Here is a 14,717-nt window from a genome sequence, read left to right on the forward strand (position 1 = left end):
TTTATATCTGAAATAGAGGGAAGAGTTGATTGAACTAGGGGAATTAAGTGATACGGAACTGGGATTGGGTATTGGGGATTGGGTATTAGGGATTGGGGATTGGGGATTGGGGATTGGGTATGGTTCTTCTCCTTGTCTTCCCAGTCCCCAGTCCCCAGTCCCCAGTCCCTAGATTATTTCCCCAAAACTTCAATATGCACTGGTGCAACACCACTGCCCATCATTCCCAAAATCCGAGCCGCGCCGGCAGACACGTCAATGACTCGACCCCGAATGAATGGGCCTCGGTCATTAATCCGCAGCACTACGGAACGACCGTTGCGGGTGTTGGTTACACGAACTTGCGTACCAAAGGGTAAGCTGCGATGAGCGGCAGTCATTGCTTCGGGATTAAATCTCTGACCGCTAGCAGTACGATTACCAGAACCGTCATAGCCGTAATAAGAAGCCATGCCTCTCAGGGTGGCTCGCACTACTCCGACTGCAATCTGTTGGGGTAGCTTTGGTATTGATATTTGTTGACGCACTGGTAAATTTGCAATCTCTTTTAGGGGAGATGCATTACCTAGTAGCCTCCGCAAGCGATTGGTTGCTTGCAATGCATCTTGCGCTAGATCGTTGGTACTACCTGCTAATCGCGTACCTTCGCTGATTTCGACCAACTCTTCGCCATTAATTTTAATTACATAGCGATCGCCATTTTCTTGGACAGGAACGCTTTTGTTTTGCGCTTGATTGGCAGTAGATTTTTCCCCTGCTTTCCAACTGACGGTAATCTTACTCCCGTCCACGTTTTCCCGATTCAACTGGTTGATCTTAGCTGCTATTACACCAGCTATCTGAACCGGGTCATTGTCAGCGGAGCTAATCTGGTTACTCGCATCTGTTATGTTGCCAGTATTTAATGCATTTGATGAATTGCTAGCAATAAGGGCGTACCCTTGTACGCCCCCAGTATTGCCAATTGCACCAACTTTTTTAGTCTCAAGATTCGTATTTGATACAGAACTCAAAAATGTGAGAACAGGTATATTTTTGATAAAAAGGGTTGCCGCCTTACGTCCTCTAATGTTGTGAGGATGAATTTCTGTAATCACAACATCCAAGGTTTGTTTCCCTGCTGTTGATTGGTACTCTCCCACCTTAACCACATCAGGGGCGGGTGATTTTTGGGATGCTAGCCCATTTCCTTTGGTGGTTTGAGTGCAACCGACTGAGGGTACTCCCAAAACAGCCATAAACAGGGCAACAATAGTCCACAAATGTCTTTGATTCATGCGTCCGTTTTTGAAAGCGACTGTAGAACTTAAAGTTTTATAACTTGTGGGATTTATCACTAATGAAAGTGATTTCCCTTTTGAAAAACTCGAACTCGTTCCGTTTTCACTTTGTTCTTTATAACTGCAACAGACTAACACGAACCTTTTGGCTTGGGGATCAGGGTTTTAGCGTAACTATTGGCCACTTTCTCAAATTCCCATTCCAATTTGAAGGTCGAAACCTTTCTCAAAAGCGGACTTTGGCTATGTAACGCTTTTTTCCGTAAGTCAAAAATTTATTAAAAAAACTTTACGCTTATTTCACACTAAAGTAGCGATACCCTATTCACATCGCTTCTAAAGGCTCGCAACTATTCGTGTATTCTAGATCACATTGCTTTTTGCTATTTCCTATAAGAAGGTAATATAACTTTAATTAAATAGCATCGGCATAAATACTGAAAATCATTTATTTAATGAAATATTTAGATTTAACTATGAGTAAGTCGTGATATGAGTTACATCTTAAAAAATTATGCAGATTAGCTTGAGTCTAATATATTTTTTCAAAGTTTTTTCTACTTACATCAATCATTACTTTTATTCTCCACAACTAGACTAGTATTGGTGATAAATATAACTTCCTTTGACCGTATTGCTGAGTATAAAAAAAAGGACAATACTCAAATGAATATTTTTCATGATTAATGACTTAAAAATTAAGAAAACTTTGCGATCGCCCGGATAACAGATGTCGCGTGTACCAAAAAGTACAGCTTATCTTGTTTTTTCTCAGTAATTGCTCAAGTATGATTTTTTAGAGCAAGCTATTTTTGACAAAATCTTTGTAACAGTAGGGATGTACAGCTGCACCTCTTCTATATATAGTAGGTATTTTGGGAAATGCCATCAGCCTAATGACAAACCAAGTGCATCAAGGAGATATAGAAATAGAACCATCGCCATTATTAGCTTTTCTCAACGAGTTGCATTCCCACTACAAGTCACTGCGGGAGGGTGCAGTAGCGAAATACATTCCCGAACTGGCAAAGGCAAACCCAGATTTGTTCAGCATTTGCATTGTGACAGTAGATGGTCAGGTTTACAAAGTTGGGGACTACGAGCAACTTTTTACTATTCAGTCAATTTCTAAGGTGTTTGCTTATGGACTTGCCTTAGAAGATCATGGACTGGATTATGTTTTAACTAGAGTGGGCGTGGAACCGACGGGAGATGCATTCAACGCGATTGTTTTGGATGAGCAGTCGAAGCGACCTTATAATCCAATGGTAAACGCTGGTGCGATCGCAACCACCAGCTTAATCAAAGGTTCCGGCCCCACCGAACGCCTCAACCGAATGCTGGATATGTTTCGCCGATATATTGGGCGCGACGTATTCGTTGACATTTCAGTTTTTACGTCAGAACGCAGTACAGGGCATCGTAACCGCGCAATGGCGCATTTGATGCTCAACTTTGGCATGATTGACCGAAACATCGAAGAGGCGCTGGATCTTTATTTCCAGCAGTGTGCTGTGATGGTGAATTGTCAAGACTTGGCGGTGATGGCGGCTACTCTGGCGAACAGAGGTATTAATCCAATTACTAAAGAACGGGCGGTAGATAAGCGTTACATCAAAGATATTTTGAGTGTTATGTATACCTGTGGGATGTACAACTTTGCAGGTGAGTGGGCTTATAAAATTGGGATTCCGGCAAAAAGCGGCATTTGTGGTGGGATTATTGCCGTTGTACCCAATAAGATGGGCATCGGAGTTTTTTCACCGCTTCTGGATGTGCGTGGTAATAGTGTGCGGGGGGTAAAGGTGTGCGAAGAACTTTCCCAACGGTTAGGTTTACATCTATTTGATTGTTCAGGTCAAGAGTGAAGTGGGCATTGGGTAGAGGGGAGAATAAATACTGTCTCCCAACTCCCAACTCAGCACGGGCTAAAGCCTAGCTATCCGCTAACAGCACTCATCACTCAGAACTCTTCTGCTTGCGGAAGTGGGAAGATTTCACCAGCTAAATAAGCTTGAAAGTGCTTTTGGAAGTACAACCAAGAAGTCATATCTTCCCCATCTATCAATGCTTTTGGGGCTTGTTTATATAGAGGAATACGGTTATTAATTTCGTCTTGTAGCACGGGGGGCAGTTCTGTTAAACCATTGACTTTGCTGCCAACAGCACTGTAGATTAGTTGACCGGGGCGATCGCCCATTTTCATCCAGGGAAGCCATTGACCAATCCGATCCCAACTAAGTTTGAGTTCAGAAACTGATTTAAGTGCTGGGTTGAATAAATCTGCGGTTGGCACAGTTAATTTAAACAATTCCGCTGCCTGATAAATTGGATTTGGGCTGTATTCGGCAAATTTGCGATCGTCTGCTAAGGGATTGGGGTAATAAGGAAAAATATCAAAAACGAAGGTTGTGCTGTCGCCGTCTACTTGTGCGGGGAAATTTCCCTCAAACTTTCCCTGTACAGGATTATTGGCAACATGAATCACCGGAACTGTCTCGCCTGTCCAAGGATTCTCCCATTTGGGTAAAACCTCATCTGTTTTTGGGTTGAGGTAGTAAGTCAGTTCCCTAGAAGTAAAATCCCAACTACCTTCTCCTGTGGGAATACATCGGCTAACGCTTAATCCCAGCATCTTAAACAAGAGTTGTCTCTTCTCACCGGGGATAAAGGCGTAAATTTTACCTTTCCAAATCAGGAAAGTGGATTCGGTAGGGTCAAGGGAAGAACGAGTTTTAACCCAGTGCTGCGCTTCAAGTTCTTGAATTTGGGCAACCATCTAAAGCATCCTTAGTATTTGGATAACAAAAGAATAAGCTATCAGCATTCAAGTTGCATCTTTGTTATTAGTCATTTGTCATTTGTCAAAAACTAATGCCCCATGCCCCATGTCCAATGCCCCATTCCCAATGCCTTCATCAATTAAACTGGTTCAGAAACTTGCTCATCTAGACGGCGAAACAAAAACACCCAAAGAGGTAGGGAACTGTTAATCGCAATTAGCCGCACTAAATGACCAGTTGTGACAATTTCAACATTATGATTCAATGTTAGGGAAACCAGGATCATTTCTGCCGATCCTCCTGGTGCTGTGACTAGCAGACAAGTTAACCAGTCCCAAGAGGTTAATTGCATCGCAAGTATAGCAGCGATCGCTCCGGCTACGAGAGTCATCCCTACAGACATTAAGGCATAGGCGACAGTCCGCTTTTTAAAGTTGGGCTTGTCTCCCCAATATTCACCAATAGTAATTCCCAGGAGCATTTGGCCCAATAAGTTTATTATTGGCGGCGGACTAAAGCTAATATCACCCATAAAAGGCAGCCAATGTAGCAAAGGATTAAACCCGATACCAATCAACAATGCACCAAAGAAATCGCCGGCGGGAATTTTAAATAATATAGCTGGATAAACTACTAATGCAGTGATTAGGAGTACTAACAAGAGTAATTCTAGTTGGGACGGATCGAAATTAAGCCAAGCAGCGTTGATTGGGACTGTTTGCGGATAGTAATTACCAGCTGATGTCCTAGCAATGAAGGGAATTAGAATAACTACACAGGTAACGCGAATCGCCTGAACGAGGGCAACCAAGCTAACATTTTTATTGTAATCGGCTGCGATCGCTGCCATAATTCCTACACCACCAGGAACTGTAGCCAGCATTGCTGTAAATAGGTTGGTTTTGCTGACGCGAGAGTAAATGTAACCGATACAGCCCCCACTCAGCAGCAGAAATAAGGTAAGAAAAATAAATATGGGAATACCAGAAGCAATACTAGCTAGATTAGCGTGGGCATTGGAAGCGCCGACAGTTAAGCCGACAAGTGCCATTCCCACTTTTCTAGCAGTGCGGTTAGGTTGGGGAGAATATTGATAAAAAATTCGACACCCTTGGAGAACTACTGTACCAGCGGCAATCCCACCAAATATCCAGGCAATCCTGCCAATTTGGAACTTTGCAAGGAGTAAACCCAGAGGTAATGCCAGAAGCATTTCCAAGACAAGGACAATTAGTTGCTTCCCAAATAGCTGTTGTTTGGTAACAACAGGATTTTGATGAGTGTGTTCTTCCAGGCTGGGAGTAGCACTTAGACTTTGATTCATCGATACTAAGCTTTTTTTTAAGTCTAAGCTATAGGCGTAAAAGTGGATCTCCTGGGATGCGATCGCACATTACCAGAAACAAGCAAAATGATACAGGTGTAGGGTTTAGTTCTAGTGGTGAGTTTCTTTTAGATTTAAGTCAGGTTTGGTAGCTCACCTATTGCAGCAGACAATTAAAATAGTGCCAGAGATATTCCACATCCACGGACAACATTAAATATATGAACACAACTCCCTCTAAAAGAGAAACAGATGAAATGTTCAAGTGGTTAAATCGTAACCGCCAGATGTTACTAGATTTATATAAAAATCAATATATTGCTTACAATGCAAATGGAATAATTGCTCACAGCGAAAATTTGCGCGAAGTTTTAGCATTAGCTAATGCTGCAAAAGAGCCTTTTTTAATTTACCTAGTTCCCCGCCGCACTGCTTCTGTAGAAATAAATTTTACCAATTCGCTTCTGCACCGTGGCTCGCCATGATTGACAACCAACTTATAGGGTTATTTTAAAACACCGAGATATAGAATTTAATACAACAATGTTAGTAGATTCTGGTGCTGAATTAAGTTTAATTTCATTAAAAGTTGGTCAAGATTTAGGCTATGCTTTGGCTGATTCCGAATCAACTTTGTTGGCAGAAACGATAGGTGGCAGAGTTGAGTACGTTTTACGTAATGTCGAAATGACAATTGATGAACACAATTTTATTACTCCTGTAGCATGGTTACAAACCAATACAGGCGGAGAACAATTGCTTTTAGGGCGAGAAGTTGTATTTGATAAATTTAATATTGAATTTAGGCAAGCTGAGGAGCAAATTATTTTTACATGGCGTGAAGATTTGAAGTCATAAAAAAGTGAGCTAACTGCTAATATTTGGGTTTCAGTGGCGGGTTTCTTTTCCCTTCAATCAACCCACGTTTGACAGGTTCACTTAACGCAGTGGCTTTTCTTAAAAGTCCTTCTTGATAGACCTGGATCAGGGTTTGTAACTCTGAGCGATCGCCTTCATTAAGAGTACCTGATTGCTGGCGATCGAGCAGTTCGCTCAATCGGGCATCCTGTTCCGATTCCATTTGCAGTTCAGTCAGCACCAGGACTTGTTCATCAGAAAGGACAGAGACAGGTTCAAGGTCGGTTATCTCGCCACTGACAAGCGGAATTGAAAGTTGAATGGTATCTACTAAAATGCTGGCAACATCACGATTTGCCAACCGGGCAAAGCGTTCTGCACGTTGGTAAATATCGTCTGGCAGGTTAATGATGATTTGGGTACTCATAGCTCTAGCAAATACTCCTTTCTATTCTCACTTACAATTAGTAATTATGTGTTTCAGGGTATTAATAATGATACAAATACGTTGGTAGGGGCACAGCAATGCTTGCAGCCTTTTTATCTTTCACAAATGATTTAGCATTCGTATTATATTTCAGCTTACGAAGTGAAAACATGAACCTCCAATGTAACAAAGCTCTTCAATATAGCCACGATTGTGTATAAAGAAATCTCTTAAGCTTAATCCTACTTCATCTGTTATGGGTAATAAACTTACAGTGTCATCTTCTTCTAGCTCAAGACGTTTAATAACAGGCTGAATGTTTTGCTCTATAGTTATTTCAAACAGTGAGTACTCTATGCCATGTTTGTACATCATCCGAAGTTCATATAATGCTTCTTCTTTAAAGTAAAGTTTTTGCTTATAAAAAAGATCCAAAGGATTATTTTTATTAAAAATTGAATCGGCGTTAGGAAAAGTATGTCCATCCCATTCAAGAGAACCCACCAGAATAATTGTTTTGTTTGGTTCTCCTGGAATTTGAGCCACTATTTCAAGAGTTGGCAAGTAATAAACACCTCTACAGAAATAGTTATATAGGCTAAATAATATATCAGAGCCATAATAAATTCTAAAATTTACGGTAGCTTCTCTGCTGACAGATTCTACTTTTTTAAAAAACCAGTCAGACCCAATTTGCCATAAATCATTCCCATATAAAAAATGCTTTAATCCTTTAGAAGTTGCTTTCCATGAAGGTTGATTTTTAGGAGTAGTAACTGATGTATAAATGATGGAGTTTCCACCTTCAAAACTAGTAATTTCTTTTATAATTCCCTCATCATTTGTTAACAAATTTAGATATAATCGATTACCTGTATAAATTTTATTAATATGCCATCCATTAGACATCATACCTTGAAGCTTTTCAGATGTACCTTCTTGCATAGTGTCTATTAAACCCATTAGCCTATTTCTAATTTCAGACAAAGCTTCTTCTTCGAGTACAGGCTTAATATCTATCTCCTCATCAAACTCATCATCACTATCAAAGATATTTAAATTTTTTTCAATACTCTGCTTCTCAGAATTTTTTAATTTATCAAGAACTAAATACAGGGCAAAAGGATATATTACATTTTTAGAATCACCCTTGTAATTTATAATCAAAGCATAGTAATTTTTTATCTCTAACTCTCTTAAAATATCTTTGAGTTTTTCAGTTGCTACTTCTCTCTTTTCATTTATTTCATATAAGAAAATATTGTGTATTGGGAAGATGAATCTTTCTTCACCCTCTGGAGCTAATGGTACAGACTTCTTACTTAAAGGTATTCCTTCTTCATTAAGAATTAGTTGATAACCATCTATTTGATAGTCAACAATTCGATGGAATTCAGAAAATGGAACAAGTAATTCATGCCATTCTGTAGAAAGTAGAATACATCTACACTTCTTCGCAGCCAAACCATAATTCGTTTTAAACAAACCCATATACTTCTGAAGTTCATGTAGAGCCTGTCTAGCAGTCTTATCACTTTTCTTGATTTCAATAATGACAAAACTTCCAAATTTATCTTTTGCCAAAATGTCTATACGACCACCAGAACCAAGACTATTTTCAAGACTAAACTCCTTCTGAATAAATTTCAGATCAGGCTCTATAATATCTAAATTTTCTGTTAAAAAATCGCGAATATCTGCTTCATTTACCATGATTACCTACTCTATATTTACCTAGCTGGATTACCAAAAAAATCGGGACTGAGAAATACATCTCAGTCCCGATAAAAAAGCGGGCTAACCGCTATTTATATGGTTAACCCGTGCAGCTTTGGGAACGCGCAGAGAAATTGTTATTGCAATACCAACTTCACGTTAGCGTTTTGCAAACCGCGCTGTTTCACTTCAGCCAAAGTTTTGTTAACAGCATACTTTTGGTTGATTGAGTTGATCAACTCGGTTTGGTTGTGCTTCTTAGCAACGCCCCACAAGTCAGCGATTAGGTCAAAAGAACCATCGCCATTGCGAGACCAGCCGAGGTCATATTCGCCTTCCAACACGGCAACGATGTCAGAACGGACACGCTGACCGTTATAACCACGGACATCAGCTTCAGTCTTTACGCTGATACCGAGGTCGCGCAAGGAAGCCTTGAGGATTTCGGCATCGGTGATTTTGGTACGCAGGGTGCTAAAGTGAGACATTTGGGTTTCCTCCAATGAGAAGATTGAGAAAAACGACAACGGTTTGTTTTGGGCGAAGCCGCGCTTAACAGGATGCGGCTTTTTTTATAACTGCTAGCATTTTCAGCTAGCCTTTCCCCCTGGGATGGCAGAGGAAAGCTTTTAAAACTCCATTCGCTGATATTCAGCTACGGAGGATGCTGCGGGGCGGGCGCGCTGTCTGGCCCAATCTCTCAGAGCCGTTACTTGTTCTTGCATCGTTCGAGACAGCGGCAATGTTGCCTTCAGTGCAGCAATAATATCTAGTTGGGTGAACTCCCGATCTTGGGCAAAAGCTTCATACATTGCCGCAACGATCGCTTGTTCAACTTCTGCCCCAGAAAAGCCATCAGACATCTTAGCTAGTTGCTCAAGATCGAATCGAGAGATGTCTTCACGGCGTTTCGTAAGGTGAATATTGAAAATGTGTTGCCGTTCTTCCGGTGTTGGCAGATCGACAAAGAATATTTCATCAAAGCGTCCTTTCCTTAAGAACTCGCCAGGTAAGCGTTCGACTCGGTTGGCGGTTGCCATCACGAACACTGGTGATTTCTTATCCTGCATCCATGTGAGGAAGGAGCCGAAGATTCTACTTGAAGTCCCCCCATCAGAATCAGAGGAACCTCCACTACCAGCAAAGGATTTATCTAATTCATCGATAAACAAAATCGCTGGGGAAATAGATTCTGCTGTTTTCAGGGCGTTCCGCAGATTTGCTTCACTTCGTCCCACCATTGAGCCGTCGTAAACTCGCCCCATATCCAACCGCAACAGTGGTAAACCCCACAGCCGGGAAGTAGTTTTGGCAATTAATGACTTACCGCAACCGGGAACTCCTAAAATTAACATCCCCTTTGGTTGAGGCAAACCATACTCTCTCGCTCTTTCTGTAAAAGCGTTAGAGCGTTGCTTGAGCCATCTTTTTAACTCTTCTAAGCCACCTACTGCATCAATGGTTTCATCTTCTTCGATGTATTCTAAGATTCCATTGCGGCGAATTAGTTGCTTTTTCTCAGATAAAACGATATTTACTTCATCTTCCGTCAAACGCCCTGTAGTTACCTGTGCCTTACGGTAGACTTTTTCAGCTTCGTCTTTAGTTAGACCTAAAGCGGCTCTGAGAAGTTTTTCTCTGGCTTCTGTTGTCAGTCGGCGACCACGATTTTGCTCTATATGGTGAGTTAAGACTTTGTTCAACTCAGCCATATCTGGCAATGTAAAGTCGAGAACGACAACTTCTTTTTCCAGTTCTATAGGTACTTGTTGCATCGGAGACATCAAAATGATGTTCTTCTGCATACCTTTGAAACTAGCGATCGCATCACGTAACGATCTGTTAGTCGCAGGCGCATCTATAAAGGGGTGTAAATCTTTAAGAATAAATATACTTGGTTCTTTCTGCCGAATTATCCACTCAATCGCCGCCTCTGGAGACACGGTATTATGTTGGGTGACATTCCGGGGTTGACCATACTCGACAATCCCGTGTGTTACTGTCCAAATAAATACTCGGCGCTGGGGCTTTAACAACTGGGCGATTGTGGAAACTGCTAGCTCGGCCCGCTCTTCCTCGGAGGTCACAAGGTAGATTAAAGGGTATTGAGCTTGAATTAGGATATTGAGCTCTTCTTTCATACTTCGACCTACTTGAGACCTTATAGAGACAGTAGAGACATTGCTTCTGGTAAAGACAACCAAATCATGAATATCTATCTAGCAAGGAACTAACTCTTCCTCGCCCTTGGGATTGGTTTCATCTTCATCCATCTCATCAATAGAAAGATGCTCTTGACCAACTACTCCTGGTTGATTGCCTAAAGTAACCAGTTCCCCATCACGTAATACTAGTGAGCTATCACAAGTCGGGCATGAATAAACTCTATGAGTCCGCCCATAACTAGAATCTTCTAACTCGTCAACTAATTCTTGATTAGACAGGTAAAAACCAAGGGCACGCTCGGCAAGTTCTGACATTGGCTCGGAATCGATTGCTGAACGAATCTTCAGTTTTCTGTGCAACTCTGACGATAAATACAAAGTGACCTTTTGCTTAGTTTGCGTTTGCATATAACTCTTTAACGGTCTTACCCGGGTATGTATATCAAGTTATCGGTTCTTTTCTTGCTTGTCAAGACAGTAAAACGTTTTAACGTCATTTTCGTTACATTTATTTATATTTGCGTTATTTGCACCATAATATTTGATGGTTTATGGTTCATCACTAGTGACTCTAGCCCTTGAAAGTGAGCGATAAATCGCCCACTACGAATCTCTTAAAATTGAGAATGGTGCAATATCGGAGTTTCTGGTATTTCTATAAAATCAGTAACTTTGGCAAAATGTGTAATGTAAATGGCTACTGCTAATAAAATCTGTAGTTTGGGGCGAAGAATTTATCGGTTTGCCGCCAGCGTTAGCGGAGTCATTGCCCTGCTAATAATCCTGTGGGGTTGTACTGCAAATGATTTTAACGCTGGAGCGATCGCCTGGAAAACTTATAGCAACTCTCGGTATGGCTTTGAATTTCCATATCCGAGTAATTGGACTTCTTTAGTAGCCTCAGAAAATGGTGATGGAATTGCGTTTATTTCACCACAGGATAACTCAGTGGAAATTCGCGGGTGGGCAAGTCATCAGCTGCAAAACGATCCAGAGTCCATGAAAAAGATAAAATCCAACTTTCAGACCGCTCAAGGAGTCGCTGGGGTACTGCTTGTAGAAGTCGAACGAGGAGTAAGTTCGATGACACTGACGCTAACTCAGAGTCAAGTGAAATACCATTTACAGGGACGGAGTAAGAGCCAAGAATTTCAAAATTACTATCGTTTGTTTTATTACATTGCCCAGCAGTATCGGATTTCAAAGTCTTGAGTTATGGGGCATGGGGCATGGAACCGAGGAAGAAGAAGAACTATTAACTCCTCACTCCCAATCCCCAGTCCCCGTCCGTTATTTTGCCAACTGTTCAGAAAATATCACCTTTTGATAGTAATCTTGTAGCTGCCTGGTGGCAGCTGCCCAACCCCAACTTTCTGCTTCCTGGCGGGCATTTTGACGGATGATATCTCGTTGTTGTTTTTGTTCTAAGAGTCGAACAGTAGCAGCTAACGCTCCTTGAACATCTGCTGTTGGCTCAAAAAGATATCCATTTACCCCATCTGTCACAATATCAGGAATTCCCCCGGAACGGGCTGCTACCACGGGACAGCCAGCAGCCATCGCTTCTAGTAGCACTAAGCCTAGTGTTTCTGTACGGGAAGGAAAGATGAAAGCATCAGCACTCGCAAAGGCAGAACCTAACTCTTGCCCCATAAGATAGCCAACAAAATAAGTGTTTGTGCCAGCAAAGTGTTTTTGCAATGCTTGACGGTGCGGCCCATCTCCAACCAATGCCAACCGCGCTTGGGGAATTGCTTCTAAGATTGGTTTAATGCGCTCAATTTCTTTTTCAGCGGAAAGCCGGCCCACGTAAAGTAGCAATGGGCTTTCTGGATGATTTTGTGATAGACGCGATCGCATCTCTACACTAGCTAAATCGGGGTGAAATAATTCTGTATCCACCCCACGCTGCCATAAATCTACACGTTCAATACCATGTGCTGTCAATTCCTCTACCATTGCTGTGGAGGTACACAGATTCAACGCTGCTTGATTATGAGCGCCTTTGAGCAGTTCCCAAAGAAAACCCTCCAGCATCCCCAAGCCGTAATGCTGGAGATATTGGGGTAAATGGGTATGATAAGAGGCCACCAAGGGGATTTTGAGGATTTTACTATAAAATATCCCAGACAAACCCAAAACGGCTGGATTCACGACATGAATAATATCAGGCTTAAACTCTTCTAAGATGTAACCAATGGCTGGGCGAGGTAATGCCATTTTCAATTCTGGATACAATGGCAGAGGAAAGCCAGTAACGCCGTAAACTTTAGCGCCTTTGTGTTCTGTAATGCCTCCATCGGGGGCAATCACCAACACTTGATTACCACTGCGCTGGAGATGATCGACAGTATGGCGCAGGCGCGTTACAATGCCGTCAACCTTGGGTAAAAAGGTTTCGGTAAATAGGGCAATTCTCATAAAAAACTATTCAGTCCAGGCAGATAATCTCAGCTTTGCTTGCATTTCGGTATCAAACACAGAGTAAACTCTCTCGCGTGGTGTAATCAACTCTCCACAGTCAAAATAACTGTAGTAAACGGCAAATTTAGTAGTAGCTGGACAATACGCCTGATAAATAATAACTGGTTAGTCGTCATATTGTGCTAAAATATGACGACTAATTTTAGACCCACGATTTACTGGGGTTTACGCTAATTTCTGTGCCAAGAGACTTTAGGCAGAATTTGTTTGTGATCAACTCGTTCCTGATACTTGATGGCAAAGTTTAACAGAGAATCGAGGAGAGAATCAGAGAGCAGGTGAGGCTGCAAACCTAAATCAAGCAATTTTGTATTTTTAGCGTTGAAGTAATGTTCTTCTTTTTCAACTCTGGGATTATCTAAATGATTGATTTCTACGTTCAATCCGATAGCGTTACCAGCTTTTTTCACCATCAATGCCAAATCGCCGACGCTAAATTGTTCGGTAAATTGATTAAATACGCGGAATTCACCAGCCTCGGCAGGGTTAGCGATCGCTAATTCCACACATCTGACTGTATCCCGAATATCCAAAAATCCGCGAGTTTGTCCACCTTTACCGTAGACAGTTAACGGATGTCCAATTGCTGCTTGAATACAAAAGCGGTTTAGTGCAGTACCAAACACACCATCGTAATCCAGCCGATTAATCAATAGTTCGTCTATCCCCGTTTCTTCGGTTAAAACGCCATAAACTACACCTTGATTTAAATCCGTTGCCCGCAAGCCCCAAATCCGGCAAGCAAAGTGGATGTTATGACTATCGTGGACTTTGCTTAAATGGTACATCGAACCGGGTTGCTTGGGATAAGGTAGGGTATCCTTGCGTCCATTGTGTTCAATGGTGATATACCCTTCTTCGATATCAATGTTGGGCGTACCGTATTCGCCCATCGTTCCCAGCTTCACCAAATGACAGTCGGGGAAGTCTTCCCGCATGGCGTACAGTAAGTTCAACGTCCCAACTACATTATTGACCTGGGTGAGAACTGCGTGTTCTCGGTCAATCATGGAAAATGGGGCCGAACGCTGTTCGCCAAAATGCACCAGAGCATTTGGCTGAAATTGCTGTAATGTTTTATGGAGAAACTCGTAATTCGTAATATCGCCGATGAACAAGTCGATCGATTTACCTGTCAAATCTTGCCAGCGCTGGAGACGTTGTTGAATTAGTGCGATCGGAGTGAGAGTTTCGACACCAAGTTCATTATCCCAGTGCCGCCGCACCAAACTATCTAGAATTCCAACTTCATAACCTCGATTGGAAAGGTAAAGAGCAGTTGCCCAACCGCAATATCCATCACCACCAATAACCAGGACTTTCATCTTCACCAGTTTTTACTCGCTGATAGCTAAATCTATCAGGTTTCTGTACCCTCTTAATCATTATTCTGGGGGAGATGTGGATTTTGGGGATTGGGGATTGGGGACTGGGGATTGGGAGTGAGGAGTTAATAGTTCTTCTTCTTCCTCGGTTCCATGCCCCATGCCCCATAACTCAAGACTTTGAAATCCGATACTGCTGGGCAATGTAATAAAACAAACGATAGTAATTTTGAAATTCTTGGCTCTTACTCCGTCCCTGTAAATGGTATTTCACTTGACTCTGAGTTAGCGTCAGTGTCATCGAACTTACTCCTCGTTCGACTTCTACAAGCAGTACCCCAGCGACTCCTTGAGC

Annotated in this window: 15 protein-coding genes and 1 pseudogene; 5 read left to right on the forward strand and 11 right to left on the reverse strand. The window is 41.9% G+C overall.

What is annotated here, in order from left to right; translation table 11 throughout:
- The first annotated feature begins 25 nt into the window (after positions 1-25).
- Positions 26-172 carry a hypothetical protein gene (locus tag CDG76_RS38480; protein ID WP_223265299.1) on the forward strand — a complete coding sequence of 49 codons (147 nt, stop codon included), beginning with the start codon at positions 26-28 and terminating at the stop codon, positions 170-172.
- 1 nt (position 173) lies between these two features.
- Here CDG76_RS38480 and CDG76_RS19600 read toward each other — a convergent pair whose 3' ends face one another.
- On the reverse strand, positions 174-1,277 hold the full coding sequence (locus tag CDG76_RS19600; protein ID WP_094350619.1) for a septal ring lytic transglycosylase RlpA family protein: 1,104 nt from the start codon (positions 1,275-1,277) through the stop codon (positions 174-176).
- Between the two features lie 899 nt (positions 1,278-2,176).
- On the opposite strand from CDG76_RS19600, the gene glsA reads away from it, so the two are divergent.
- The gene (glsA, locus tag CDG76_RS19605) at positions 2,177-3,148 is read left to right on the forward strand and encodes a glutaminase A (protein ID WP_094350620.1); all 972 of its coding nucleotides are present in this window, start codon (positions 2,177-2,179) and stop codon (positions 3,146-3,148) included.
- Between the two features lie 95 nt (positions 3,149-3,243).
- Here the strand turns inward: glsA and CDG76_RS19610 are convergent, their stop codons facing one another.
- Entirely contained in the window at positions 3,244-4,059 is an 816-nt protein-coding gene (locus CDG76_RS19610; protein WP_094350621.1) for a DUF1838 domain-containing protein, read from the reverse strand.
- Between the two features lie 143 nt (positions 4,060-4,202).
- Positions 4,203-5,387: an AbrB family transcriptional regulator gene (locus tag CDG76_RS19615; protein ID WP_094350622.1), complete on the reverse strand. Its 1,185-nt coding sequence runs from the start codon at positions 5,385-5,387 to the stop codon at positions 4,203-4,205.
- A gap of 221 nt (positions 5,388-5,608) precedes the next feature.
- On the opposite strand from CDG76_RS19615, the gene CDG76_RS38485 reads away from it, so the two are divergent.
- Both CDG76_RS38485 and CDG76_RS38490 read left to right on the forward strand, forming a co-directional pair.
- Complete coding sequence (locus CDG76_RS38485) at positions 5,609-5,872, forward strand: DUF5678 domain-containing protein (RefSeq protein ID WP_223265300.1); 264 nt, start codon at positions 5,609-5,611, stop codon at positions 5,870-5,872.
- 58 nt (positions 5,873-5,930) lie between these two features.
- The gene (locus CDG76_RS38490) at positions 5,931-6,245 is read left to right on the forward strand and encodes a retropepsin-like aspartic protease (RefSeq protein ID WP_223265301.1); all 315 of its coding nucleotides are present in this window, start codon (positions 5,931-5,933) and stop codon (positions 6,243-6,245) included.
- 16 nt (positions 6,246-6,261) lie between these two features.
- Here the strand turns inward: CDG76_RS38490 and CDG76_RS19625 are convergent, their stop codons facing one another.
- The 5 genes from CDG76_RS19625 to CDG76_RS19645 form a co-directional block, all read right to left on the reverse strand.
- Complete coding sequence (locus CDG76_RS19625; RefSeq protein ID WP_094350623.1) at positions 6,262-6,672, reverse strand: hypothetical protein; 411 nt, start codon at positions 6,670-6,672, stop codon at positions 6,262-6,264.
- Positions 6,673-6,822: 150 nt separating this feature from the next.
- Positions 6,823-8,385: an endonuclease NucS domain-containing protein gene (locus tag CDG76_RS19630; protein WP_094350624.1), complete on the reverse strand. Its 1,563-nt coding sequence runs from the start codon at positions 8,383-8,385 to the stop codon at positions 6,823-6,825.
- Between the two features lie 140 nt (positions 8,386-8,525).
- Complete coding sequence (locus tag CDG76_RS19635) at positions 8,526-8,876, reverse strand: DUF1257 domain-containing protein (protein ID WP_094350625.1); 351 nt, start codon at positions 8,874-8,876, stop codon at positions 8,526-8,528.
- Between the two features lie 141 nt (positions 8,877-9,017).
- A complete protein-coding gene (ycf46, locus tag CDG76_RS19640; RefSeq protein WP_094350626.1) occupies positions 9,018-10,529 on the reverse strand; it encodes a stress-responsive protein Ycf46 in 1,512 nt (503 codons plus the stop codon).
- Between the two features lie 78 nt (positions 10,530-10,607).
- Complete coding sequence (locus tag CDG76_RS19645; RefSeq protein WP_094350627.1) at positions 10,608-10,961, reverse strand: hypothetical protein; 354 nt, start codon at positions 10,959-10,961, stop codon at positions 10,608-10,610.
- 285 nt (positions 10,962-11,246) lie between these two features.
- Here CDG76_RS19645 and CDG76_RS19650 point away from each other — a divergent pair, with 285 nt between their 5' ends.
- The gene (locus CDG76_RS19650; protein WP_094350628.1) at positions 11,247-11,765 is read left to right on the forward strand and encodes a hypothetical protein; all 519 of its coding nucleotides are present in this window, start codon (positions 11,247-11,249) and stop codon (positions 11,763-11,765) included.
- Between the two features lie 78 nt (positions 11,766-11,843).
- On the opposite strand, the gene CDG76_RS19655 is transcribed toward CDG76_RS19650, so the two are convergent.
- The 3 genes and pseudogenes from CDG76_RS19655 to CDG76_RS19665 all read right to left on the reverse strand — a co-directional run.
- Positions 11,844-12,974 (reverse strand): glycosyltransferase family 4 protein, encoded by a 1,131-nt coding sequence (locus tag CDG76_RS19655; protein ID WP_094350629.1) that lies wholly within the window; start codon positions 12,972-12,974, stop codon positions 11,844-11,846.
- A gap of 233 nt (positions 12,975-13,207) precedes the next feature.
- Entirely contained in the window at positions 13,208-14,362 is a 1,155-nt protein-coding gene (locus CDG76_RS19660; protein WP_094350630.1) for an NAD-dependent epimerase/dehydratase family protein, read from the reverse strand.
- 172 nt (positions 14,363-14,534) lie between these two features.
- A pseudogene (locus CDG76_RS19665) lies at positions 14,535-14,717 on the reverse strand (hypothetical protein); the annotation flags it as partial.

This window comes from Nostoc sp. 'Peltigera membranacea cyanobiont' 210A (assembly GCF_002246015.1).
Classification (GTDB): Bacteria; Cyanobacteriota; Cyanobacteriia; order Cyanobacteriales; family Nostocaceae; genus Nostoc.

Excerpts from the sequence above, each read along its gene's own strand:
- CDG76_RS19625 (WP_094350623.1), bottom strand. The coding sequence starts at position 6,672 with ATGAGTACCCAAATCATCATTAACCTGCCAGACGATATTTACCAACGT.
- CDG76_RS19600 (WP_094350619.1), bottom strand. The coding sequence starts at position 1,277 with ATGAATCAAAGACATTTGTGGACTATTGTTGCCCTGTTTATGGCTGTT.
- CDG76_RS19610 (WP_094350621.1), bottom strand. The coding sequence starts at position 4,059 with ATGGTTGCCCAAATTCAAGAACTTGAAGCGCAGCACTGGGTTAAAACT.
- CDG76_RS19650 (WP_094350628.1), top strand. The coding sequence starts at position 11,247 with ATGGCTACTGCTAATAAAATCTGTAGTTTGGGGCGAAGAATTTATCGG.
- CDG76_RS19630 (WP_094350624.1), bottom strand. The coding sequence starts at position 8,385 with ATGGTAAATGAAGCAGATATTCGCGATTTTTTAACAGAAAATTTAGAT.
- CDG76_RS38485 (WP_223265300.1), top strand. The coding sequence starts at position 5,609 with ATGAACACAACTCCCTCTAAAAGAGAAACAGATGAAATGTTCAAGTGG.
- CDG76_RS19645 (WP_094350627.1), bottom strand. The coding sequence starts at position 10,961 with ATGCAAACGCAAACTAAGCAAAAGGTCACTTTGTATTTATCGTCAGAG.
- CDG76_RS19635 (WP_094350625.1), bottom strand. The coding sequence starts at position 8,876 with ATGTCTCACTTTAGCACCCTGCGTACCAAAATCACCGATGCCGAAATC.
- CDG76_RS19660 (WP_094350630.1), bottom strand. The coding sequence starts at position 14,362 with ATGAAAGTCCTGGTTATTGGTGGTGATGGATATTGCGGTTGGGCAACT.
- ycf46 (WP_094350626.1), bottom strand. The coding sequence starts at position 10,529 with ATGAAAGAAGAGCTCAATATCCTAATTCAAGCTCAATACCCTTTAATC.
- CDG76_RS19655 (WP_094350629.1), bottom strand. The coding sequence starts at position 12,974 with ATGAGAATTGCCCTATTTACCGAAACCTTTTTACCCAAGGTTGACGGC.
- CDG76_RS19615 (WP_094350622.1), bottom strand. The coding sequence starts at position 5,387 with ATGAATCAAAGTCTAAGTGCTACTCCCAGCCTGGAAGAACACACTCAT.
- CDG76_RS38490 (WP_223265301.1), top strand. The coding sequence starts at position 5,931 with ATGTTAGTAGATTCTGGTGCTGAATTAAGTTTAATTTCATTAAAAGTT.
- glsA (WP_094350620.1), top strand. The coding sequence starts at position 2,177 with ATGACAAACCAAGTGCATCAAGGAGATATAGAAATAGAACCATCGCCA.